Source organism: Pseudochrobactrum algeriensis, assembly GCF_018436245.1.
Lineage (GTDB): Bacteria > Pseudomonadota > Alphaproteobacteria > Rhizobiales > Rhizobiaceae > Pseudochrobactrum > Pseudochrobactrum saccharolyticum.
In genome coordinates this window covers 125,794-148,388 of the sequence record NZ_CP075360.1, presented here as the reverse complement: position 1 = coordinate 148,388, position 22,595 = coordinate 125,794, and the positions used below count along the sequence as shown (strand labels likewise).

The window sequence follows — 22,595 nt, the reverse complement described above, 5'->3', positions numbered from 1 at the left end:
TGAGCAGTTCATTAGCTTTGCTGTGCCTGCATTTTTGCCGTGATTGCTCATCTCTTTTCAGGAAGGGAGGGTTAATCTGCTGACGGTACAGGGCAGGTGAGATCGCCTTCTTCGCAGTTGAGGTAATCGGATAATTGTTTGTTACGTGCAGTTGTTAATTGCGTTCTGCATGTTGCAACCATCATTGGATGAATGCTTCCGCCAGATGTTGTTGATGTTGCGAAGTTACATTCTGCGTCTCTGAACTTCATCCAAAGGCGCTGTGAGCTTACCAATAATTTCTTAGTTTCCTCATCATCAGTCAGACGTTTTTCTATTTTTTTGTAGTTTTCGTTAAGTTGCTTATCAACCTTGGCCAATGCATCACTGGCGCATTTGGTCATTGTTGACTGGTCTTCAGCTTTGTCGCAGTCAGTAGATGCATAAGCTGGCAGTGATATAAAGATCGATCCCAGAGCAGCCAAAGTAACTATCTTCATTTCCATCTCCCTATATTATATGATGATTGAAACGTGACTTTCATTTCAAAGCAAGAGGGATTTAGCGAAGAGATTAAGGAATGAAGAATAATCTGTAAAAGCGTGGCAAATAGTGAGAGAAAATGTTCATCACAGAATACGCAACGCATCTACATCTCACATCTGAGTACTCGGGTAATGCATTCTTGCGGGTGCGTGGAGATCGGGGTATCGGACTTTTCTCTATCAAATCTTGTCTGCTTTGGCATGTTACAGTTCCAGAAAGACACTGGCGAATGCCTGTTAGTAGTCAGTTATGACCGGTTCCCGATTTTGGTTCGGCCGAAGCGGGCTTGTTAAACTGGCAGGGGCTCTTGTCAAAGTTTTTTAAGAATGGTAACGTTCCCACAATGATCGATCTAAGAGACCGGTCGCTTGGGAGGAGTGTCAGCTTGAATAAGGATACAGGGCGTCGTGCGACGATCGTCGATGTTGCGAAAAAAGCTGGCTTGTCCAAGAGCACAGTAGCCCGTGTTCTGGCTGGTTCCTCCAATATATCGCAGGATGCTGCCGAGCGCGTACAGGCCGCAGTGCTGGCAACCGGTTATGAGCGTAATCATCTGGCAGTCGGCATGCGCTCAGGGCGCAGCGGGTTGCTTGGTCTGGTTATTCCGGACATTACCAACCCGTTTTGGGCGGAAGTGGCGCGCGGTGCGCAGGATCAGGCTGCGAGGCAGGGTGTTTCGCTGCTGGTATTTTCTTCAGACTGGGATGCGGATAAGGAAGCTGCACATCTTCGCGCCTTATGTCAGGCACGCGTAGATGGCGCGATCATCAATCCTGTCGCTGATAATCTTGCTGATCTCGACCGTTTCGGCATGCCTTTTGTGCTGATCGGTTCGAGTGCCGAGCGTTTTCCCGATACGAGCAGCGTCGGGTCTGATATCGTGCAAGGGGTTCGTCTCGGGCTGGATGTGTTGCTCGCGCACGGGCATGTGCAGCCGGCATTAATCCTCGGGCCTAAATCCCGTTTGGCACGTGCGCGTTTTCTGCGCGCGGTACATGAGCATTGCATTGAGCGGGATGTTGACCCCTCAATACTCATCACGGAAGACAGTGACTATACCGTTGAAGGTGGCCGTTCTGCTATGAAGCGGCTGTTGCAAGCGCATCAGAATAGTCAGCATCTGGCAGTTTTTTGTGCGAATGATCTGATGGCGCTTGGTGGTATTCTGGCAATCCGTGATGCAGGTCTGTCCTGTCCGCAGGATGTGTCAATTCTAGGCTTTGACGGTATTCCTTCCGGTGCGTTTTCCTGGCCCGGACTGACAACAATTGAAAAAGACGGTCGCCGCATCGGCTCCACTGCAGTCACTGCTTTATATGCAGAAATTGCCGGACGAGCAGAACATGAGCGCATTTATGTGCCGTGCCGTCTTTTGGAGCGCGGATCACTCGCTGATCTGTCAGAGACAGCAACAGCACGGCTGGCTGCAAAGGGGTAATTCAGACAATGAGTCATAGTTCGACATCATCAGTGAGAGCTCAAATTGGGAACGTTCCCAAAATGAAGCGCTTTAAAAGCAGCGTCCGCCAGTGGTGGCCTTATTATCTGATGATGGCACCAGCCCTGATTTTCTTTTTTATTTTCCACTATATGCCGGTGTGGGAAGCTAAAATTGCTTTTGAACAATTGCGCATTATTCCGCCGAATATCTGGGTGGGGCTGAAGCATTTTGAACTGTTGTTCTCGTCCACGATTTTCTGGCAGGTGCTGGCCAATACGCTGATCATTTCAGCAATGAAAATCGTCTTTGTGTTTCCCGTGCCGATCATTGTGGCATTGTTGCTCAATGAGGTACGCGGCACCGGTACCCGTAAATTCATTCAGTCGGCAATTTATCTGCCGCACTTCCTGTCATGGGTGGTAATTGCAGGTATTTTCATTGCTGTTTTGTCACCGAGCACCGGTGCCGTGAATGAAATTACCGGCTTTTTCGGTTTTCAGCCGGTTTCTTTTATGACTGAGACGGGGACAATCCGCTGGGTTCTGGTGTTTTCTGAAATCTGGCGCTCGGCCGGCTGGGACAGCCTGCTTTATCTCGCAGCGATTATGTCAATTGATCAGGAGCTCTATCAGGCTGCGGAAATTGACGGTGCTAACCGCTGGCAGAAAATTTTCTACGTTACCATTCCGGGTATCGTGCCGACGATTGCTACATTGTTCATTCTGAATGCGGGCATGTTCCTGAATGCTGACCTCAATCAGGTGATCAACTTCACCAATGATATTGTGCGCAGTCAGATCGATATTCTCGATACCTATGTTTATCGCATCGGTTTGCAAACCGGACAATATTCGCTCGCCACGGCAGCTGGTCTGTTTAAGGCAGGGCTCGGCATGATCCTGATTATGAGCGCGCATTTCATCTCGAAAAAGCTGACAGGCAAGGGGATCTGGTGATGGCAGCAGGTAAAATTCGTCGCTCTCCGCTGGAGCGGGCAGAATATGCAATCATTCTCTCTACCTTGCTGCTGCTTGTTGTGGTGATGGTTCAGCCGCTGCTTAATCTGCTGGCTGTTTCCCTGTCATCGCCTTCCGAAGTCGCGAGAATGAGCGGCCTCACAATCATTCCGGAAGGCTTTTCGCTAGAGGTCTGGAAGCTGCTGATCACCAATCCGGCAGTGCAGCAGGGGCTGATCAATTCGGTCTTTATCACGCTGACCAGTACTGCACTCGGCGTGTGTTTTACAGCGCTGATGGCATGGGGCTTGTCGCGCCCGGGCTTGCCGGGGCGCCGTATTCTTCTGGTCTTCGTGCTGGTGACGATTGTTTTCGATCCCGGCATTATACCGGATTACTTCCTCAATAAACGTCTGGGTCTGATCGACAGCTACTGGTCAGTTATTCTCTTCAAACTGGTCAATGCCTGGTATCTGATTATTCTGATCCGCTTCTTTGAAGAAGTGCCGAATGAAATTCTGGAAGCCGCAGAACTCGACGGTGCCAATGTTTTTCAGACATTTTGGTATGTTGTGCTGCCGGTATCAAAATCGGCATTGGCGACGATTGCACTGTTCTATTTCGTTTTCCATTGGAACGATTTTTTCCGCCCGATGATCTACCTCAATGACCAGTCCAAATGGCCGCTGCAGGTTGTGCTGCGCCAATTTGTGGTCGAGGGCGACAAGATTGCCATGGTCGGGCTGGAAAATTCCGTCAATTACACAGGCGCAAGCCAGATCAATATCAGGGCGCTGAGCGCAGGCATGATCCTGCTCACGATTGTACCGATCCTGGCGATTTATCCGTTAATCCTGAAGTTTTTCACTAAAGGCACGATGAGCGGCGCGCTCAAGGGCTGATTATTCCGGCACATATAAAGGGGAAGGACATATGCTGAAAAATAATCTTATTCTGTCTGTCAGTGTGGTTGCGCTGCTGTCTGCTGCAGCATTGCCGGCACTGGCCGAGCCGGTCACTATACGCGTAGTGGCGAAGGATCTGCTCAACACCAATCCGGATGACGTGAAGCTCATTCAGAGATATGAAGCGGCGCTGAAGGCAAGAGGGACAGATCTGAAGATTGAGATCGTCAATCTTCCGGCTTCCGGCTATGCTGATAAGCTCGGCGCGATGATGTTGTCCGGCGACATTCCCGATCTGATTTATTTTCAGGGCGGTGACACGGTGATGGCCGAGCAGGGCGTTCTTGAAAACTGGAACGACTGGCTGCCGAAAACGACCTATCTGAAAGATGCGCTTTACCCGCATAATACGGCTCGCCTCCAGAATTATCCGTATCTGCTTTATGCATTCCCGCCGCGGGTCTCACAGCCGGTTATGCGTGAGGACTGGCTGAGCAAAACCGGACTGGCTGCACTGAAAACGGTTGATGACTATGTTGCTTTGTTCAAGGCGATTAAGAGCGGCAATTTTGGTGGTGCAGGCAGTGATAAATCCTATGCGCTGACTGTGCCGGGCAGCATGGATGAAGCCGATACGATTTTTAATCAGGCATTCGGCGTCAGCTCATCCTGGCTGAAAGACAAAGAGGGCAACTGGATTGCCTCACAGATTTCTGAGCAGGAAAAAGCCAAGCTGACTTTCTATGCATCGCTGCGTGAGCAGGGACTGCTGGACCCGGAATATATCACTACCAAATGGGATACCAAGGAAGACAAGTTCTATTCCGGACGCGTCGGTATGGTGTTCTCGGCATCGGCTGAGAATGTGGATGTTTATCGCGGTAAGATGAAACAGGCAAACCCTGATGCTAATCCGGAACTGGTTCTGTTGGCACCGCCTGCGGGCACCGGTGGCGAAGGTCTGGCCGCAGTTGATGTTTCCAAGGAAACACGTGGTTTCGCAATTTCAGCTCTTTCCAAGCACAAAGAAGAAGTTGTTAAATTTCTTGATTTCGTGGCCAGCCCTGAAGGTCAGGCATTGGAACGCCTTGGTTTTGAAGGTGAGCAATATACCCGTGACGGCGAGACCATCAAGCCAACAGACAAAATGGCAACCTGGTATGTGCGCTTTATCGCGGCCGCAAACTGGAAACTACCGGAAGGCGTGAGAAGCCCTGCTGCCACGCAGTTTCTGACCAATATCACCCAAAGCTACAAGCCTGATAATGCATTTATCTGGCCGAATGAATATGCGCCTGATCTGGATGCGGCGCAGAATGTCTACAAGGCATGGGCTTATAAATTTATCTCCGGACAAGCGGGTTTCGATCAGTGGGATCAGTTTGTTTCTGAGTGGAAGACTGCCGGCGGTGACCGGTTGACTGAATATGCGAGGACTGTATTAAAATGATGGACACACTTGCTCCTTTGTCTCTGCAAGGACGAATTCGGGCAGTTCTTTATGGCGTCGCTTACGGTGACGCCATCGGGGCACCGGTTGAAAAACTTTCAGCCGAGCAAATTCGCCAGCGTTACGGCCGTGTTACCAATCTGAATACAGAATGGCATCGCATGTCGGAGAGCGGCATTGCCCGTAACTGGCGTGTTCGGGGCAGTGGTATCGTGACAGATGATACGCTGATGACCCTGTGTCTGATGAATATTTATAATGACGTGCGCCGCCATATTGATGCCTGGGATATGGCGGACGGTATGGTGCGTGAAATTGCATGGACACCGCGCTGGGTTCCTGAATTGCAGCGTGAGGCCATGCTGATTGAGCGCCTGTTCTATCCGGAAAAATGGATTTTTCAGCGTCATCAGCTGTCCAATTGCGATCCGCGTGAAGGTGGCATCGGCAATATGGTGAATTGCGGTGCGGCGATGTATATTGCGCCGGTTGGCGTGATGAATGCCTGCAATCCGAAAGCGGCCTATGATGAGGCAATTGCTTTCGCTTCCGGCCATCAGCAGAGCTATGGTCTGGAAGCCGCAGGTGTGTTGGCGGCAGCGATTGCAGCGGCTTTTATTCCGCACATTACCATCGATGAAGTGGTCAATGAGGCCGTTGCATTAGCAAAAGACGGTACAAAGCAGGCTATTCTTGAAATTGTAGCCGCTGCAAAGACCCTCAAAGGGCAGGACGCAGATAAAGTCACCGAAGTTTTTCAGACGATTATCGGAAAATATTCACCTATGGGTGATGATGTCACGCATTCTGTGAAGAAAACCGGTGTGGCCAGTGAAGCCTATCGTCCGTCCCGCCTCAATGCGATTGAGGAACTGCCGCTCGCCTTAGGTTTTGCGGTGGTCAATGATGGTGACTTTTACAAGACTATTCATGACGGCATTAACTCCGGACGCGACACGGATTCCATCGGCGTCATGGCCGGTGCCATTCTCGGCGCTATGCATGGTGCGTCTGTCATTGACGATACGGATGCAGCATTGCTGGATTCAGCCAATAAGCTTGAGCTGAACAAGGCGGCTGATGCATTTTATCAAACCGTAATGGAAATACAAAAAGCAGACAGGCAGTCGGAGCAGCGCAGAGCATCGATGTGGGATCATCTCACAAGCAATGCCGCTCACGCTGCTGCCTGACACTGTTTTTCGATCAATAACATATACCGGAGCCATAAATGTCTGAAATCGAATTGAGAAATGTAGGTAAGAGCTATGGAAAAACCTCTGTGCTTGCAGACATTTCGCTCGATATGAGTGATGGGGAATTTGTGGTTCTGGTTGGTCCGTCCGGTTGCGGAAAATCGACGCTTTTACGCATGATTGCCGGACTGGAAGATATTACCTCCGGTGAAATCCGCATCGGGGGTAAGGTCGTCAATGATATGCGCGCGAAAGAGCGTGATATAGCTATGGTTTTTCAGAGCTACGCACTCTATCCGCATATGAAAGTTGCGGAAAATATGAGCTTTTCTCTGAAGCTGAGTGGTACATCGAAAGAAGAAATCCGCAAACGCGTACAGGAAGCGGCAGAAATACTCGGCCTTGAGAAATTGCTGGACCGTTTCCCGCGCGAGCTCTCCGGTGGTCAGCGTCAGCGTGTGGCGATGGGACGTGCCATTGTGCGTGCACCAAGAGCGTTTTTGTTTGATGAGCCGTTGTCCAATCTGGACGCTAAATTGCGCGTAAAAATGCGCAGTGAGATTAAAAAACTGCATCAACGCCTTGGTAAAACAACTGTTTATGTCACGCATGACCAGACAGAAGCGATGACTATGGCTGATAAAATCGTCGTGCTGAATGGCGGCAAGATCGAACAATATGGGCCGCCGCTGGAACTGTATAATAATCCGGCCAATATATTTGTTGCGGGTTTTATCGGTTCTCCGGAAATCAACTTGCTGAAAACAGAGGCGAGGGGGGATCATGCTGTCACGGAGGACGGTATTGTTTTGCCGCTTGTCTCTCCGTTAAAATCACAAACCAGCATGATGTATGGCATCCGCCCGCAGCATATTGAGATTGCTGATGAAGGTATTAAGGGGCTGGTGACATTGGTTGAGCCAACCGGCGACAGTCAGGAACTGGTGGTTAAAGTCGGCGTGCAGGACATCCATGTGATTGCCAAAGGCGACCGGCAGTTTACGACAGGTATGACAGTCAGGCTGGCTCTTGATGCTGCAAAAGTTCTTCTCTTTGACAGCGTATCCGGTGAGCGTCTGCGTTATTGATATAATATGTCACCATGTTGAAGCTGGCGGATAGGAATAGTCGATAAGTTATGTGGCGTTGATGACAGAGGTCAATTTGCTTAAGGCGGGCAATGCCCGCCTTAAGATTATAAGAATGCTAAAACTTTGTAGTCAGTCCGGCCCTGATCGTGCGACCGGGAGCGGGCGCGCGGGTAAATGAGAGCGGGTCGAGATAATATTGGTTCGTCAAATTCTCAACATTGACATTGAGCGATACAGTTTCACTGAATTTATAATCACCAAACAGATCAAGAATCGTTCTCTTTGGCCAGAGTGTCGGCGTGACATAACCTAAGCCCATTGCCTCGCTAACAGCTCGTTCACCGAAAAATGTAGCACGACCACCGACCGTTAATTTCTGGTCAAGCAAATGTACGCCACCGGTCAGGGTAACAAGATATTCCGGCGGAATGTAATTGCCGCCATAGTCGATACCAATTGTTTTGGCTGCACAACCGGTAAGCTGATGGCAGAACTCGACTTTAGTATATTTTGTCAGACCGGTTTCAAAGAATATTTGGTCAGTATTATATTTGAGAGAAAGCTCAATCCCTTCAAATGCCGCGCTTGGAATATTTGCCCAATGACGCGGTTCAGACCAGTTTTGTTTGATTGAATCCCGTATGATGTAATCTTTGTATTTGTTTTTGAAATAGCTCGCCTTGAATTTCAGATTGTCCCCGTCTGAGATAATATCCGAGCGTAATATATTGATGCCAGCCTCATAATTCTCAGCTTTTTCAGGTTTTAAATCAGGATTTGGGAAGAGGATTTCACCATTGATATAACTCGTTTCCCGCAAGGAAGGCGGACGCCAGCCCTGTACATATTGACCATAGAGCTGAATGCCTTCCCACGGCGTCACCGTGACAGATAAAGACGGGTTAAGCCGTGATCCGCTCTTGTCGCCATAGGCCGCCAGAGCGCCACCGCCTTGCTCAATTTTATATGTGTCATAGCGCAAGCCCGCACCAAAACTCAGCCAGTCTGTCGCATCAAGTTTTGCATGGTTGAATACACTGGCAAGACGGCGCTTTCCTGTTGGTCCCGCACTGATGAGATAGGTTCGTGTCGGATCCCAGGAATAGGAACCGCGAAGTTCCTGCCCTTCGGAATCCTCCAAAGAAACCTGCGCCCCATAATTTAATGTCAGGTGCCCGAGTGATGTTGCAAATTCGGAACGGTTATAAATTTCCGTGCCATAGGTCAGTACATCAGCGCTTCCGTCAAGGGTCGCGGGTGCTTCTCTTTTTACATTTGTCAGCCAGGTTGAAATGTTGAAATCAACAAGGGGATTGTCAGAAGGATTATGGGCCAGTCTGGCAGTTAATGTGTCTGTTTTTCTGCGGTTCAGCGCGTTCTGACTTGGTGGGATGAATGTATAAATATAGGGAAAATCATCCAGCTCTCCGTGTTTGCTTTCATAGCGCATATAGCTCAGCTCTAAAGATGTATCCTCATTGAAATGCGCCTTTCCTTTCAGAAGAGCCGAGAATGAATCTTCGGACGTGTTAAAGACTTCACCGCCCCGCGGCACCGGAGATAATGTGCCTGTATTATTTGCAAGAAGGTCTGAGCCTTTTTTACCGGCAAAATAATTGCCGGTTTTACGGCGTGTTAATGCAGCCAGAAATTCGAAATTCTCCTGCACAGTTGCAGCGGCGACCGAACCGTTAAAACTATCGCCATTAAAGAATGAGGGTGCATCATTCAGCTGTTTGTCGGTGCCGGTTGCAGGCGGGGATTTGGTATTGCTGCCAATAGTTGTTTTCACCTGCGCGCCATATTCTTTGCCTTCAGCAACAATGTCGCGTGCGTTTAATGTTCTCATATTGACAACGCCGCCCATGGCACCATTGCCCAGCGGGCCGTCGCTTGGGCCTTTGGTTACATCAATGCCTGCGATCAGGTCAGGATCCACGAAAACGCTGCTGGTCTGCCCGCGATAGCCGGTATAACTGGAGGTGGACTGCTGTGTTCCGTCGATTAATGTTGCGACGCGGTTCATGCCCTGAAGGCCACGAATGTTGAGATTCAATCCCTGACCGGTACGGCTGCCTGACGATATGACCCCCGGTGTCGATTTAAAAAGATCGCCCTGAGTGCTTGATGGTAACCGGCTGATATCTTCGGCAGAAATATAAGCGGCAGATCCGGGTGTTGTGTAAGGGGTGTTTTCAGGATTTGTGCCCCCTGCAATCGTGATTGTGTTGAGTAAAATCGAACTGTCATTGGAAGATGTTGCCGCATTGTGGCTGGAGGCAAGACGATCAATGATTGTTATCGATCTGGCATTATTGAAATTATAGCTAAGTCCTGTTCCCGCAAGCAGTTTCTCTAATCCCGCCTGGGGTGTGTATCTTCCGGTAAGACCCTGTGTAGAGCGGTTGCCGATTGTTTTCTGGTCAAAGAATATATCTATTCCGCTGGCATTGGAAAATTCGAGCAATGCGGTGGAAAGTGACTGGCTGCGAATGGAAAAGTTACGTTCACTGGCAGATGTTTGTGCGTTGGCAATTGTCGGGGCAATAACAGCGGAAAGACTGGTGGACATCATAAGCACTGCCATCAGATAGACTGCTTTTTTGCCAACCGGCTGCGTTAAACATTTGCGGTTTATTGTCAAAACCGTGCCGGTTAACTGTGTATTTTGCATTGTCGAAGCCCCTCACATTTCCGCCTCTGGCGAATGTCATCCGTAAGAGTGCCGTTTATTGGCTCTCACAGGGTATGACACGCGGGATGGCTAAAGTTACTAAGCCGGTTTGTTTTTATTTCTCACCTACCGGCCGGAGATAATAACCAATCCGCCGGCATGTCTGACGGTGATGGGCAGTGTTTGCGCAATTGAAACAAGTGCGGCATCTACAGTGTCTGTGCTGAAGGCGGCACTCACCGGCATATCGCCTAACCGGTTATCTGTCAGAATAATGAACCCGCCGCTATAACGCTCAATATCATTGAGAACACGGCGTAAAGGCGCTTTGTGATAAATCAGACGTCCTTTGCGCCAGGCTTCCACAGTGTTGATGTCGACTTCTTGTGCCGGTAAAATTGCATCCGGCTTATAGGCTACTTGCCAGCCGCTGATCAGGCGTTCGGATGGTAAACCGGGCAGGGAGATTTCTACCTGATGCTCAGTTACCGCAACCGTAACAAACTTGTCATCGGTTCGTATGTTAAAGCGCGTACCGAGAGCTTTTGTTTCGCCGCCATTCGCCGTAACAATGAACGACCGTTGCTCCGGGGCGACAGTGAAATAGGCTTCTCCCCAATGGAGCGTTAAGCGGCGTTGGGTCTCAGAATAATTGACAGATAATGCTGAGCGGCTGCCAAGATCGACGACCGAACCGTCTGCCAGAGTCAATGTGCGTATTTCACCGGCGGCGGTAGAAAAATCGGCAAATGCCCCGTTTTGATAAAACCAGTAACTGCCTGAGCCTGCTGCCAGCATGCCGATGCCTGACGCAATGAAAGCACGCCGACTTAATTTTTTGATGCGCGACTGGCGCATCTCCGTTTCAACGGGGGCAAAAGCAGCCCATAAAGCACCGGCACGCTCCCATGCCGCTAAATGTTCAGCACTTTGATTTTTCCATAATTCGAAAGCCTGACGATCTTCATTTGTAACGCCATCATCCCGCAGAACTGCAAACCATCGCAGGGCTTCGCGTATAACGGGGGATCTGCTGTCATCAGCCATTAAGGCGCTTTCCGGTTTATATGCTGGTTATTATAATAAAGGCACTTGATGAATGATGCTTGGCTAAAGGATTTTGCTTAAGGAAATTGCAGAAAATCCGGTCCCAGCGCCAGATCCAGATCATCCAGCGCATTAAAAACATGATTGATGACAGTGCGGCGCGATAGCTGAAACCTGTCTGCGATTTCACTGTAACTGGCGCCTTCAAAACGATGGATGATAAAAATTTCACGCCTGCGTTGTGGCAGGCCTGCAAGAGCTGTCAGCAAACGGCGTAATTCTTGACGATAGAGCAGCTCCATTTCCGGTGATGCTTTACGATCAGCCATGGCATGATAAACTTGTTCATCAACCGTGATCTCCACACCCTGCTGGATGTGACGGAGATGGTTGAGTGCGAGATTGCGCGCTGCACGTGTTAGATAGGCGGAAGGCTCTCTGATCTGTTGCTTGCCGGAGGCATCAATCAGCTTTGAAAAGGCATCATGCACCAGATCATCAGCAGTGGTGTTATTGCCGACAATACGAGCGATAAATCGTTTAAGACGATTTTTTTCCGATCCGTAGAGGTGTGTGAAACTATGGCTAAGAATTGCCATTGAAATATCCCCGGGATCAGAGCGACTTTAACAGAATTGCATTGGAATATCGATCAACCTGTTAAGTATGCTGTCTTGAATCAAGCTTTTATCTTAAATATCTGCTTCTTGTTTGTTTATCAAGATTAACATGATTAAAAAAGTCATATTTTATGATGGTGTTAAACTATCATGTCCCTGACTGGCTTCGGGGAGAAGGGAAAGGGGAAATTTTACAAACCAAATATGGGTAATATACGCTTCAAACTGGGTTACAACACTGTTTGAAGCTTGTGGTGTAAGAGTGGGGACTTATCTGTTCACCAAAGCGTGATCAGATAAAAATGAGCTGTTTAATCAGAATTATTCTGCTAGTGCTCTGCACCATAGATTGCAGCATAGAAAGCTTCAAAAATGGATTGGGTTCCTATCGTTTTCGGTATCTTCAAGCTTGGTGTATTAGGCGTTTGCATGTTCTTCGCTATCAAGTGGCATTACGATAAAGATAAGGAAGAAGCGCAGAGAAAAAGAGAAGAAGCGCAGATGAGCGGCGAGGCAAGCGGGCTGTAAGAGCCTGCTTTATCGCACTTAATCATGTCAGATCAGGCGAGTAAAAAGCTCAACAAGGCAGGTTGGGAAAATTACTTGTCGGCTTGAGTTATTGAATAATGCATGTGCCCGGCCAATCACTGCATTGGCGGTTAGCGCAACCGGATATGATCGTAGCGATCAGTATAATAGAGCAGGCGACGGATATGGCTCTCATGAAGCACCTGTGCAATGGGTTGTTTCGCAAAATGGCATGAAATATCAGGCTCAATCGTTAGTTAAAGAAAACCGCCGGTCACTCCTGCATTCAGCTATGCCTGTAGCTAATCAATTTTCCCGCACGGATACGATGACATAATCCTCATATATCTCAACGTGAATCAATGGTGTTCCATTGAGAATTGCTTTTTCTGTGCCATCATAAAATTTACCTTTGGCGGCCATGCGTTCGAAACGGGCACGGTTTTCTTTAGATGAGAACGTGTAATCAGCTTCATCTTCCTGATCGCGCTTGCCATAGACGTGAAAATTCGCACGATCCTGCCGGATAATCGCTGCAGCGGATGTAAGGCGCTTTCCCGCTGAATTGAAATGATCTTCTGCACTTAACCGCGCATAATAAGATTCAAGTGGTTTTTCTGCTCCATGGGCTGAAACAGCGGATACCAGCAATATAACTGTAACAATAATTCCCCTCATTTAATCCTCTTGATTGATTGCTCGATGCTATTTCCGCAGCGACTATGTGATGGACTGCCACTCCCTGAAACACTTACTTTGCGGAAGCAATTAAAGCTGCGGCTTTCTCAGAAAGATGGCAGCCTCTGTCCCGCAAATAGATGAGAGCTTTACAGGTCATGTCACGATCCCCTATGTTCCCGATAAATGTACTGAAGGTATCGTTGAACTCTATGACGATATTTTCAGTGCGCCACGCTGAGCGGTAATCAATGCGTGAAATAGCCGAATATGGTTTCTGGCGAAGGCGGAATAACCGATACTCTATCTTGTCAGGATGGAGCGTCAGTACGGGTTTCATATTGTTGCTTCCCCATGCAAACCACGGAAGCGCTGTCCAGCCTCCAAATGATGCTTTGAGAGGGATGTTCAGGGGCGTTGGCATACTGATCTGTGATGGCCTTGATTGAGGGGTTATTGTGCAGCTGAGGCCATATGATAGGCAACCAAAGCATTTGCGTGGCCATGGCCAAGTCCGTGTTCGGATTTGAGTATAGTTACCATCTCCATATGCTTTTTACCTTTTATCCTGCTTAAAATCTCTAGCCAATGACTGATTGGTTTTCCGTATGTTTTCTCAATGGACGGAAAGTACGAAGCAGGGCCTTTTACATTCTTATCTGTGGTCATGGTGTTCCCTTAATAAGAGCAAATATTATTGTTGCGAGGCTGTCCATTTCATTAATCTTCACGATTTTCTTGATGGTGAAAATCGGTTGCTAAATCGTAATATTGCGGAATGATATTTGTCTATCGAAACATTGGTCTGGAATTTAGTGCGGAGATTCATATGCCTAAAAACTTAAAGTCAGAGGCAGATCAAAAATATCATTTTTCCGAGCAGGCGATCCATTATCTCGGGAAACCGTTAGAGTCCCTTACCGAAAAAGAAATGCGAATTTTTAAGCGCTTGGTTGATCGTCAGACTATTGCGCGTAACGTGAATGTCGCATTCGATGATAAATTAACAATCGGGCAGCGGCTCGCCGATAAAGTAGCCAAGTTCGGTGGTTCGTGGACGTTCATTTTTATCTTTGCGGTTCTGCTTGCTTCATGGGTAGGCTTTAATTCGCTTGCTGCGATCCGGGCATTTGATCCTTATCCGTATATATTTTTGAATCTCATACTATCTATGCTGGCTGCGGTTCAGGCACCTGTGATTATGATGAGCCAAAATAGACAGGCCGCAAAAGATCGTATGGAAGCAGGTCATGATTATGAAATCAATTTGAAAGCTGAAATCGAGATACTGGCTTTGCACGATAAGCTGGACAAGGTTATCTCGACTGAACTGAGTGCGCTGATCGAAAAGCAACAGCAACAGATTGATCTGTTATCGAAATTGGTGTTGGGGCAAAAGCCATAGAACACTAACCAATTCATATCGTTGATGAAGAGGAGAAGCAGGCCGCTCGCTGAAACATTATCACTTTTCCCGAGGACAGCAGCCTTTGCTGCTCTTTGGTGATTTTTTATTGAGACTCTAACGACGCGCTTCCGTTGCCATACGTATGGCAAGGCCAGCGAGTACCGTACCCATCAGCCATCTTTGCATAACCAGCCATGTCGGACGGCTGGCAAGGAAGGCTGCGATTGAACCGGCAGCGATAGCGATCATCGCATTGACAGTCACGCTGATGATGATCTGCGTAAAGCCGAGGGCTAAGGATTGAACAAGCACACTGCCATGATCGGGACTTATGAATTGTGGCAGGAGCGACAGATACATGACTGCGATTTTGGGATTGAGCAAGTTCGTCAGAAATCCCATCATAAAAAGCTTGCGGGGGCTATCCTTTGGCAAATCCTTCACTTGAAACGGCGATCTGCCTCCCGGTTTTACCGCCTGCCATGCTAAATAGAGCAGATAGAGCGCGCCTCCGAAACGCAGTGCGTCATAGGCATAAGGTACAGCCATGACAATCGCTGTAATGCCGAGCGCAGCGCAGAGCATGTAGAACACAAAGCCGAGGGCAACACCGCCGAGTGAGATCAGCCCTGCCGTACGGCCTTGGCAGATCGACCGCGAGATGAGGTAAACCATATTTGGTCCGGGCGTGAGCACCATGCCGAGTGCGATGAGCGCAAAAGCAAGCAGACTACTTATTTCGGGCACTGGGACACTCCTCTGCTTCTTCCTTATTCCCACAGCAGGGAATGACAGAATTTCAGGAACTTCAATGACTGATCTTAAAATGTTTCATTGCGTATAAGAGTCAATACAGATCGCGAACTCAGGGCTGCTTGTGAACTGAGCGGAAGCTAATGCGCAGGAAATGATGTATGAGCTTGCTTGCACGGATTATGCACGAATCTTTGCGCTTAGTTCCGTGCGTTCATGCAGAATTGAAAAAAGCGCCCGAATGAGACGCTTTACATATATTTGATTTGTTAGGGAAAGCTGGTGCTGCGAGAGAGGATTGAACTCGGCTGAATTGGCCATTATACGTTGTTTTTATTGCATAATTTCAGACGGACATCAAGTCGTGTGTACAACCTCTGTGCATAGACCGCCTGAAAATGACCAAAATATCCGAGGCATCGAAACTCGATCGTTTGAGGCGACAGCCCCCCCCTTAGCCCCGATACTTCAATAACGAAATCGTTCAGTACACTGATTAATGAAATGGCATTACTGACTCAGTACAACTCTTTCGCAAAAAATTCATGGCACATCAAAGTAACTAATAAAATTCGATGCTAAGAAATGAACAATTTGTGTGGAGATCGGAAATATAATTAATATCCTGCCTTCTCATACTTAATTTTTCCTGCCATCAATTTTTTAGATTTCAAAAATATATGCGGGGCAACGTGTTAGAACACGAATATTCGGTTGTCGGACACAGTAGATCAAGTATCGGTAGATATCTTTCAATTCTGTCTGCTTGTCTTGCATCAGTGTTTTCAGTAATGGGCGCACTTTGGTTGCAACTTGCAACATACCTTGGACTTCCACCGTGGGCAAATTTCGTTGCAATCCCACTCTCAGGTGGATTGATCTATGCCATCGTTCACTGGATTTTCAATAAGTGGTGCTGGAAGTTGTTCTTCCGCTTTGTTGGATTGCCTGATATTGGGGGCAAATGGCAATGCGTAGGCCAATCGTTCCGCGATGAGGGAAGGCCTCCCCATGAATGGACGGCTGAAATTACGATAACCCAAAGCTGGGAGAAGATAAGAGTCTATCTTCGTACTGACCAGTCAACATCTAGCAGTGTGTCAGCCGCATTGATACCGCAGGGCGATGGAAGATGGTTGCTAATGTATAGCTTTAGAAATCAACCAAGAGCCGGAGAACAAATCAACCCGCACCTAGGTTACTGCGAAATGTCTTTTGAAGCAGGATACAAGAAAGCTGATGGCGACTATTTCACTGCACTAGGTCGAGCCACGTGTGGACGCATGACTTTGACAAGAGGGGTATAATGGCAAAAAACTTTGAATCGCGTTTAGGAAAGTTGAAATCTCGACGTAGCGGACCTGTCGGCCTTCAAAAAGGTAGTATGACTTGGGATGGAGTATTCGTCCCAGTCGAAGAAGCCTATCAGAAGCGCGGGACGAAAGTTGCAACTACCTACGCATTGGGAGCGATGCAACAAGTTGACCCTGATTACACCGCAAAGTCCTACGAAGAAGGCGAGCGTGTACGTAACCAGCTTGAGAAAGCCCTTGCAGGATTAATACCTGTCGAGTTTGATTATCAAGGATCTGTACCACTAAATATTCATATCAGAGGCGTTAGCGATATTGACCTGCTTCTACTGCGGACGGTGTACGTAGCCGTCGATATGAAAGGCTCGAAGGCACATACTCATTATTCAGAATGGAACGGTGACTCAGGAGAGAGCTTGTTATCGCAACTTAGACACCACGCGGAACAGATACTGATAAATGCCTTCCCCGAAGCCACCGTAAATATAGAAGGATCAAAAGCAATTACGATATCTGGCGGTTCGTTACGTAGAGAAGTCGACGTGATCCCATCGCATTGGTATGATACCGTGGACTATCAGCGCACCTCTCTGAAAAAAGATCGCGGCGTATATATCTATCTAAAAAAAGAAAAAGACAGGGCACGAAATTTTCCATTTCTTCATATGCATGAAATTCAGAATAAAGATGATCTTACGTTAGGAAATACAAAGAAAATTATTCGCCTTCTGAAGACACTTGTTGCAGATTACGAAGAAGGAAGCAATATAGAACTTAGTAGTTATGATATTGCATCTCTTGTCTGGCATTTTGATAACGGGTCTATGCGTGTTTATGCTTGGAATGAACTTTCACTTCTTTGGGTTGCAAAGGCCAGTCTGGACTCTATGGTATTGAATGAGACCCGGACCAAAGAGTTAATTACGCCAGACGGAACGCGTAAAATTATTGATAAAAATGAAAAATTCAATAGCCTAGTAAAACTACGAAACGAAGTGAATGATCTCGTTGCAGAAGTTGCGAAAGAGCTGAACGGTTTTGACCTTTATTCTGAAGGTGAAATGAAGAATACGCTCGAAGGATCTGTCATAAATTTAGATGCCTAATTTCGGAGTTGTCATCCAGCGAGTGACAACTTTGTGCAATTACCTTTTCTAGCTTGCTGATAATAGATATTCGTGTTTATCAGCAAGCAGTAGGTATAAAGACTTCAGATCGGCAATCTCAGTCCGTTAAGAATCTTACTATTTGAACTTATTAGCGCTCGCAAGGGTATAGCTTTGCGTACACTCAGGACATGGGAAAATAAATGTGTACATAAGGGTTGATTTGTTTATTCGTACACGATAATCATCGGACAGAAGTTAATCGTACACCCTTACTGAGGCCGTCATGTCCACCATCCTATATGCCCGTGTATCAACGTCTGACCAAAACATAGACCACCAAAAGACCCAAGCAGAAGCCGCTGGCTTTGTCATTGATGAGGTTGTTGCGGATCACGGCGTTTCGGGGGTCAGTACAAAGCTGTCAGAGCGAACAGAAGGCAAGCGCCTTTATGACAAGTTACGCTCCGGTGACATTCTTGTGGTTCGATGGGTTGACCGTTTGGGTCGCAACTATGCCGATGTGACAGACACCATTCGCCACTTCATGAGGGAAGGCGTCGTGATCCGCACGGTAATCAATAACATGACCTTTGACGGCGCTACTAAAGACCCCATTCAGCAAGCGGTTAGAGACGCGTTGATAGGCTTCATGGCCGCAACAGCACAAGCCCAAGCAGAGGCAACGAAGGAAGCCCAGAAGGCTGGAATTGACGCGGCTAAGTCTGACACCGATAGATACAGGGGCAAGAAGCCCAGCTATGACCGTGAAAAGTACCAAACGGTAATTGACATGCTTTCGACTGATGCCGGAGCCTCCGCGATCTCCAAGACAACAGGCCTGACAAGACAGACTGTATTACGGATTAAATCCGATCCTGTTGCGGCAGAAGCATCTTTGGTCAAATGGAATATGTGAGGGAAGAACAATGCTGAGAGAAATTATGACATGGGCTGCTTATGGTTATATTGGCCTTGCTGTTCTGGCGGCGGCTTGGGGAATATATAGCGCGTTGAGCCTGAAGTAACTCAGGCTTCTTTCTGTGTGACGCCCATTAGAAACGATTTTTTGTTTTTCATGAAGCACAGAAAGATTATTCAACATGGCAGGACTATTCGGATCGGGCCTTAATGCCCCACAAATCAAACAAGCTACGGTGGCACCTACGGGTGTCGCTGGCAGCACCTACGTAAAACCACAACAGGTACAGACCGGCGGCAACCTTCGCGCCCTAGCAGACGCACTCGGTGGCCTGAACACCGCCCTTACGAACTACGGCTCGGTGAAAGCTAAAGAAGCCGAGGACCCGCAGTCTAAGGACAACAGAGAGTGGATCGCCCGTCGACAGCAAATGACCTACTCCCAGCTGAAGGACGAAGTGCGTAATAACACCGCTGACGGCAATCGTGTCCGTGAAGATGCGTATTATGCCCTCCTTGCTGAACGAGCGAACGACGACTTCCGCACCCAATGGACTACACACTACAACACCGCGTTCGACCGCTCTACCGGTGATGCCTCTGCTGAATACCAACAGATGCGAGCTGAGGTTGCTGAAGGTCTCGGAAACGAGATTGCTAAGGGTGCTTTCTATCGTCTCACCGCCGACCACTACAGCGCGTGGATGAACAAGGATACTGAGCAGAAGGTCGATCTTGCCAAACAGGAGGTCGCCACCACTGTAGTAGCCAGCTTCCGTAACTCTATCGACGACAGTCTGAACATCCACGGGCTGAGTGCCGACAAGGCTGCTGAGATTGTGTTCCGCAAGTCTGCCTCTAATCGGGACTTCCTCGGTCTGTCCGGTCAGGAACAGAATGACACCCTGTTCGCTATTGCGGAGGAATACGCGCAGAACGGGAACCATGAGGTAGCCAAAGCAATCCTTACAGGAACCCGAGTGGGAGCTAACGGTGAAACCGTCCCTTCCCTTATCAAAACTGCAAAATATTCCACCAAGTCAGCAGCGCTGATTGAACAGGCGCAGAATAAGTACGACGCAGACGTTCAGAAAAAGGGCTTCGACACGTTCACTGAGGTGGACGATATGGTTCTCCGCGGTGCTTTCACGAAGGATGTTGCCGAACAGTACCGCGGCAAAGGCCACTTCAATGACGCGAGGCTGGCCTCTTATGTGAGCCAGAGCGACAACAACCGACTGCAAATCCTCAACAAACAGGCAACCGCAGAACAGCGCCGTTTGCTCAAACAAAACCACGATAATCAGAAGTTAGAAGTGTTAAGTCAGGCTTATTCTGCAATGACACATATGGGCGGCAGCAGCCGTCTTAAGGACGTTGAAATTGACAATCCTACGGGGGATGGGAAATCTACCTACTCCAAAACACAGATCGTGAAGGATGTAACAGCAAAATTTGAGGAGCGCATGGATGCCCGTCAAAATCAGCTCATCAGTGACGGGGCAGAACCAAAACAAGCCAAAATCACGATACAGAATGAGCGCCTTTCATGGTACGCTGGGAACAAGATCGAAAATGATGTTTGGGACAATACACTCAACGGAATTGCCGGTCGTGCTACACTTTCCAATCTCATGCAGCGCGGATCAATCACAACCAAATTGATTGAGGATGCTGAACTATATCGGAGCCTGAAAGCGAAAAACCCTGCTTACCTTTCTACTTTACTGAAAGATCAAGCTTCGCGGGAGTTTCTTGAAAGTTACGACAATGCTGTCACCAACAGGCGAATGTCAAAAGAGGATGCAATGCATTTTGCATCAGCATGGACATCGCAGGATGAACGGACAAAATCACGGTCGCTTATCAAACAGCAAGACGCGGATGCAATGGCGCAAAGCGTATTGCGAAGCATCGGAGCAGAAGTACGCGGCGCGAACTATGTTTATGTGATGGAACGTATTCAGCAGCTTTCTATCGGCAGTAATATGACGGACAAGGAAGTGAAAAGCCGCCTTGTTGAAGACCTAGCGGATACATCCGTAGTTATCAACGGGGTTATTGTGGCGGCTAATAATGACCTACCCGACGACTTTCCGCCACTGATTGAGGAAGTGCTGAAAGATCACTTCGAGGTCTTTGGGAAGCAATACGGTTTGTCAGGTGTCGAAGACTTAGCAATCCTGCCTGTTAATGGTCAAAGCCAATGGCAAGTTGTATCTAAATCACTTGGATGGATGCCTATAGGCGCTTCATACATAACACCGCAAGCCCTTGAGGCAAAACGCAATAAGCGGGATGCCGATAGGCAGGAACAGACGCGGAAACTGATTGCGGCAAAAGATCAGGAGCGGTCACGACTAAAGGCTGAATATGACGCTGAAATTCAAGCAGAGCGGCGATACATCAACCGCTATGGGGCTACCGGTGGGAAATTCGGACTGGCCGTCAGGGACGCGCTACAGCGCCAACTGAACGACCGCTTAGCCCGTGATAAAAACCTTATAGAAACCACCTCGGAGCAGCGGTCAAACGCACGATGGATAAAGAGAGAGGCAGACGCGAAAGCTAACGCTGAGAAACTCGGCTTTAAACTAGATAACCGATAAGACGGAATGAGAGAGCCCTGCTTCGGTGGGGCTTCATTTCATTAATTTGCACTTTTCGTCCTGCACAACGCGCCTATCACCTCTTTTCATAGCCTCGAAGGATAGTGTGCATAAAAAATCTTTTCGTCCCCATATGGAAACCTTTTCTAAATGCGTTCGGCAATGTGAGTTTGAAAACATTGATTATTGTGGTTCCCATACAGAAACCATCGCATGAAGGAATAGTAACCACATCGTAACTATATGAATTTGTTGAATTATATCTCTTGATTGACGCTGCATTTTATTCCTATTGCATGGGACATTAAGCAATCATGAGGTATAAAAATGGCACGACAACGAGGCAATAAGTGGCAAGCAGACGTACGTTTGCAGGACGGAAGCCGCCTACGAAAATCCTTTGAAACACAGGAAGACGCCCTCAGTTGGGAGGCCCAGGTGTCTAATGCTTCAGCGATGGGAAAACCTATCCCCGCTCCGCGAAATATGCACCAATCTAACGGCACACGCGATCTCACCAATCTCGGCAAACTTTTTGACCACACTTGCAGAACCGAATGGTCAAAGATGAAGGGCGCAAGAACTCTGATCCCGAACGGCAAGACCGTCTGCGACTTCTTCGGGCGAAACAGGGATATTAACACCATTACGTCCGCGGATATTGCTGACTTCAAAATACATCTTGCAGATAACGGCCTTTCTACAGCTACGGTGAACCGTAAGGTGGCAGCACTATCGAAAATGTTTTCAGTGGCCCGTGATGCCGGAGCGATTGACGCCGTGCCGGTGATTAAGTGGAACGCAGAGGTGAAAACCCGCTTCCGCTATCTGGACGACCGCGAAGAACGCGCTTTGTTGGCTTACTGGCTGGCTTGCGGCTATCAGGACTACCATGACCTCACAGCGCTGCTGATCGACACTGGGGCGCGGTGCTTCTCGGAAATGATACCGGTGCGTTGGGACGCCTTCAGCCCTCGGTTCACGGCGGTCACCTTTTGGGAAACCAAGACAAATAAGCCAAGGACTGTTCCGCTCACTAAGCGTTGTAGGGATATTCTGAATGAAATCCGACGGCTTGATAAGGACACGACAGGGCCATTCACAAGTGTCCACTTGGGCGGGATGCGTAGTCGATGGGCTGCCATGCGAGCAGCCCTCGGGTTGCACGATGTAACGCCCCATACTCTTAGACACACTTGCTGTACCCGATTGGTGCTTGGCGGTGTCGACGTGAAGCGCGTTATGGAGTGGATGGGGCACAGCGCCATTGTGACCACCATGCGATATATGCAGATCAAGCCGAACGCTTTGGAGGATGTCTTACACCTTCTCGAAGGAAAACACGCAGACCATCCCACATACCCAATTTAAGAC

General features: G+C 48.3%; 21 protein-coding genes. 14 read left to right on the top strand and 7 right to left on the bottom strand.

The window, feature by feature from the left end:
• Positions 1-71: 71 nt before the first annotated feature.
• Positions 72-479, bottom strand: a complete 408-nt coding sequence (locus KHQ09_RS00910) for a lysozyme inhibitor LprI family protein (RefSeq protein ID WP_213600096.1) — start codon at positions 477-479, stop codon at positions 72-74.
• Between the two features lie 431 nt (positions 480-910).
• Between KHQ09_RS00910 and KHQ09_RS00905 the strand changes: the two genes are divergently transcribed.
• The 6 genes from KHQ09_RS00905 (at position 911) to KHQ09_RS00880 (ending at position 7,561) form a co-directional block, all read left to right on the top strand.
• Positions 911-1,963, top strand: coding sequence for a LacI family DNA-binding transcriptional regulator (locus KHQ09_RS00905; RefSeq protein WP_238481510.1), 1,053 nt, complete (start codon positions 911-913; stop codon positions 1,961-1,963).
• Positions 1,964-2,025: 62 nt separating this feature from the next.
• Positions 2,026-2,922: an ABC transporter permease gene (locus tag KHQ09_RS00900; protein ID WP_213906443.1), complete on the top strand. Its 897-nt coding sequence runs from the start codon at positions 2,026-2,028 to the stop codon at positions 2,920-2,922.
• Positions 2,922-3,824: a carbohydrate ABC transporter permease gene (locus tag KHQ09_RS00895; protein WP_151159583.1), complete on the top strand. Its 903-nt coding sequence runs from the start codon at positions 2,922-2,924 to the stop codon at positions 3,822-3,824. The genes KHQ09_RS00900 and KHQ09_RS00895 overlap by 1 nt, the downstream gene beginning before the upstream one ends.
• 31 nt (positions 3,825-3,855) lie before the next feature.
• The gene (locus KHQ09_RS00890) at positions 3,856-5,277 is read left to right on the top strand and encodes an extracellular solute-binding protein (RefSeq protein ID WP_213906440.1); all 1,422 of its coding nucleotides are present in this window, start codon (positions 3,856-3,858) and stop codon (positions 5,275-5,277) included.
• The gene (locus tag KHQ09_RS00885; RefSeq protein WP_213600093.1) at positions 5,274-6,470 is read left to right on the top strand and encodes an ADP-ribosylglycohydrolase family protein; all 1,197 of its coding nucleotides are present in this window, start codon (positions 5,274-5,276) and stop codon (positions 6,468-6,470) included. The genes KHQ09_RS00890 and KHQ09_RS00885 overlap by 4 nt, the downstream gene beginning before the upstream one ends.
• A gap of 38 nt (positions 6,471-6,508) precedes the next feature.
• Complete coding sequence (locus tag KHQ09_RS00880) at positions 6,509-7,561, top strand: ABC transporter ATP-binding protein (protein WP_213600092.1); 1,053 nt, start codon at positions 6,509-6,511, stop codon at positions 7,559-7,561.
• 118 nt (positions 7,562-7,679) lie between these two features.
• On the opposite strand, the gene KHQ09_RS00875 is transcribed toward KHQ09_RS00880, so the two are convergent.
• From KHQ09_RS00875 to KHQ09_RS00865, 3 genes are all read right to left on the bottom strand, one after another.
• Positions 7,680-10,151 carry a TonB-dependent receptor gene (locus tag KHQ09_RS00875; RefSeq protein WP_213600091.1) on the bottom strand — a complete coding sequence of 824 codons (2,472 nt, stop codon included), beginning with the start codon at positions 10,149-10,151 and terminating at the stop codon, positions 7,680-7,682.
• A gap of 213 nt (positions 10,152-10,364) precedes the next feature.
• Positions 10,365-11,285 (bottom strand): FecR family protein, encoded by a 921-nt coding sequence (locus tag KHQ09_RS00870; RefSeq protein WP_213600349.1) that lies wholly within the window; start codon positions 11,283-11,285, stop codon positions 10,365-10,367.
• Positions 11,286-11,362: 77 nt separating this feature from the next.
• Entirely contained in the window at positions 11,363-11,884 is a 522-nt protein-coding gene (locus KHQ09_RS00865) for a sigma-70 family RNA polymerase sigma factor (protein WP_213600348.1), read from the bottom strand.
• A 393-nt stretch (positions 11,885-12,277) separates the two neighbouring features.
• Between KHQ09_RS00865 and KHQ09_RS00860 the strand changes: the two genes are divergently transcribed.
• A complete protein-coding gene (locus KHQ09_RS00860; RefSeq protein WP_022709160.1) occupies positions 12,278-12,433 on the top strand; it encodes a hypothetical protein in 156 nt (51 codons plus the stop codon).
• Positions 12,434-12,739: 306 nt separating this feature from the next.
• Here KHQ09_RS00860 and KHQ09_RS00855 read toward each other — a convergent pair whose 3' ends face one another.
• On the bottom strand, positions 12,740-13,111 hold the full coding sequence (locus tag KHQ09_RS00855; protein ID WP_213600347.1) for a hypothetical protein: 372 nt from the start codon (positions 13,109-13,111) through the stop codon (positions 12,740-12,742).
• Positions 13,112-13,226: 115 nt separating this feature from the next.
• On the opposite strand from KHQ09_RS00855, the gene KHQ09_RS18495 reads away from it, so the two are divergent.
• A complete protein-coding gene (locus KHQ09_RS18495; protein WP_272491728.1) occupies positions 13,227-13,352 on the top strand; it encodes a hypothetical protein in 126 nt (41 codons plus the stop codon).
• 212 nt (positions 13,353-13,564) lie between these two features.
• Here the strand turns inward: KHQ09_RS18495 and KHQ09_RS00850 are convergent, their stop codons facing one another.
• Complete coding sequence (locus KHQ09_RS00850) at positions 13,565-13,780, bottom strand: DUF4287 domain-containing protein (protein WP_213600346.1); 216 nt, start codon at positions 13,778-13,780, stop codon at positions 13,565-13,567.
• Between the two features lie 160 nt (positions 13,781-13,940).
• Between KHQ09_RS00850 and KHQ09_RS00845 the strand changes: the two genes are divergently transcribed.
• Positions 13,941-14,516 (top strand): DUF1003 domain-containing protein, encoded by a 576-nt coding sequence (locus KHQ09_RS00845; protein ID WP_213600345.1) that lies wholly within the window; start codon positions 13,941-13,943, stop codon positions 14,514-14,516.
• Between the two features lie 117 nt (positions 14,517-14,633).
• Here KHQ09_RS00845 and KHQ09_RS00840 read toward each other — a convergent pair whose 3' ends face one another.
• Entirely contained in the window at positions 14,634-15,266 is a 633-nt protein-coding gene (locus KHQ09_RS00840; protein ID WP_213600344.1) for a LysE family translocator, read from the bottom strand.
• A gap of 686 nt (positions 15,267-15,952) precedes the next feature.
• On the opposite strand from KHQ09_RS00840, the gene KHQ09_RS18570 reads away from it, so the two are divergent.
• The 5 genes from KHQ09_RS18570 to KHQ09_RS00815 all read left to right on the top strand — a co-directional run bounded on the left by KHQ09_RS18570 (position 15,953) and on the right by KHQ09_RS00815 (position 22,592).
• Positions 15,953-16,579, top strand: a complete 627-nt coding sequence (locus tag KHQ09_RS18570) for a Cap15 family cyclic dinucleotide receptor domain-containing protein (RefSeq protein ID WP_420801490.1) — start codon at positions 15,953-15,955, stop codon at positions 16,577-16,579.
• Entirely contained in the window at positions 16,579-17,691 is a 1,113-nt protein-coding gene (locus KHQ09_RS00830) for a nucleotidyltransferase-like protein (protein WP_213600342.1), read from the top strand. Before KHQ09_RS18570 ends, KHQ09_RS00830 begins: the two co-directional genes overlap by 1 nt.
• A 286-nt stretch (positions 17,692-17,977) precedes the next feature.
• Positions 17,978-18,610 carry a recombinase family protein gene (locus KHQ09_RS00825; RefSeq protein ID WP_213600341.1) on the top strand — a complete coding sequence of 211 codons (633 nt, stop codon included), beginning with the start codon at positions 17,978-17,980 and terminating at the stop codon, positions 18,608-18,610.
• A 184-nt stretch (positions 18,611-18,794) separates the two neighbouring features.
• A complete protein-coding gene (locus KHQ09_RS00820) occupies positions 18,795-21,221 on the top strand; it encodes a hypothetical protein (RefSeq protein WP_213600340.1) in 2,427 nt (808 codons plus the stop codon).
• 327 nt (positions 21,222-21,548) lie between these two features.
• Positions 21,549-22,592 carry a tyrosine-type recombinase/integrase gene (locus KHQ09_RS00815; RefSeq protein ID WP_213600339.1) on the top strand — a complete coding sequence of 348 codons (1,044 nt, stop codon included), beginning with the start codon at positions 21,549-21,551 and terminating at the stop codon, positions 22,590-22,592.
• Positions 22,593-22,595: the final 3 nt, after the last annotated feature.

Excerpts from the sequence above, each read along its gene's own strand:
- KHQ09_RS00860 (WP_022709160.1), top strand. The coding sequence starts at position 12,278 with ATGGATTGGGTTCCTATCGTTTTCGGTATCTTCAAGCTTGGTGTATTA.
- KHQ09_RS00825 (WP_213600341.1), top strand. The coding sequence starts at position 17,978 with ATGTCCACCATCCTATATGCCCGTGTATCAACGTCTGACCAAAACATA.
- KHQ09_RS00890 (WP_213906440.1), top strand. The coding sequence starts at position 3,856 with ATGCTGAAAAATAATCTTATTCTGTCTGTCAGTGTGGTTGCGCTGCTG.
- KHQ09_RS00895 (WP_151159583.1), top strand. The coding sequence starts at position 2,922 with ATGGCAGCAGGTAAAATTCGTCGCTCTCCGCTGGAGCGGGCAGAATAT.
- KHQ09_RS00865 (WP_213600348.1), bottom strand. The coding sequence starts at position 11,884 with ATGGCAATTCTTAGCCATAGTTTCACACACCTCTACGGATCGGAAAAA.
- KHQ09_RS00845 (WP_213600345.1), top strand. The coding sequence starts at position 13,941 with ATGCCTAAAAACTTAAAGTCAGAGGCAGATCAAAAATATCATTTTTCC.
- KHQ09_RS00885 (WP_213600093.1), top strand. The coding sequence starts at position 5,274 with ATGATGGACACACTTGCTCCTTTGTCTCTGCAAGGACGAATTCGGGCA.
- KHQ09_RS18495 (WP_272491728.1), top strand. The coding sequence starts at position 13,227 with ATGGCAGCCTCTGTCCCGCAAATAGATGAGAGCTTTACAGGTCATGTC.
- KHQ09_RS00900 (WP_213906443.1), top strand. The coding sequence starts at position 2,026 with ATGAAGCGCTTTAAAAGCAGCGTCCGCCAGTGGTGGCCTTATTATCTG.
- KHQ09_RS00830 (WP_213600342.1), top strand. The coding sequence starts at position 16,579 with ATGGCAAAAAACTTTGAATCGCGTTTAGGAAAGTTGAAATCTCGACGT.
- KHQ09_RS00910 (WP_213600096.1), bottom strand. The coding sequence starts at position 479 with ATGAAGATAGTTACTTTGGCTGCTCTGGGATCGATCTTTATATCACTG.
- KHQ09_RS00855 (WP_213600347.1), bottom strand. The coding sequence starts at position 13,111 with ATGAGGGGAATTATTGTTACAGTTATATTGCTGGTATCCGCTGTTTCA.
- KHQ09_RS00880 (WP_213600092.1), top strand. The coding sequence starts at position 6,509 with ATGTCTGAAATCGAATTGAGAAATGTAGGTAAGAGCTATGGAAAAACC.
- KHQ09_RS00850 (WP_213600346.1), bottom strand. The coding sequence starts at position 13,780 with ATGACCACAGATAAGAATGTAAAAGGCCCTGCTTCGTACTTTCCGTCC.
- KHQ09_RS18570 (WP_420801490.1), top strand. The coding sequence starts at position 15,953 with ATGCGGGGCAACGTGTTAGAACACGAATATTCGGTTGTCGGACACAGT.
- KHQ09_RS00870 (WP_213600349.1), bottom strand. The coding sequence starts at position 11,285 with ATGGCTGATGACAGCAGATCCCCCGTTATACGCGAAGCCCTGCGATGG.
- KHQ09_RS00820 (WP_213600340.1), top strand. The coding sequence starts at position 18,795 with ATGGCAGGACTATTCGGATCGGGCCTTAATGCCCCACAAATCAAACAA.
- KHQ09_RS00815 (WP_213600339.1), top strand. The coding sequence starts at position 21,549 with ATGGCACGACAACGAGGCAATAAGTGGCAAGCAGACGTACGTTTGCAG.
- KHQ09_RS00875 (WP_213600091.1), bottom strand. The coding sequence starts at position 10,151 with ATGGCAGTGCTTATGATGTCCACCAGTCTTTCCGCTGTTATTGCCCCG.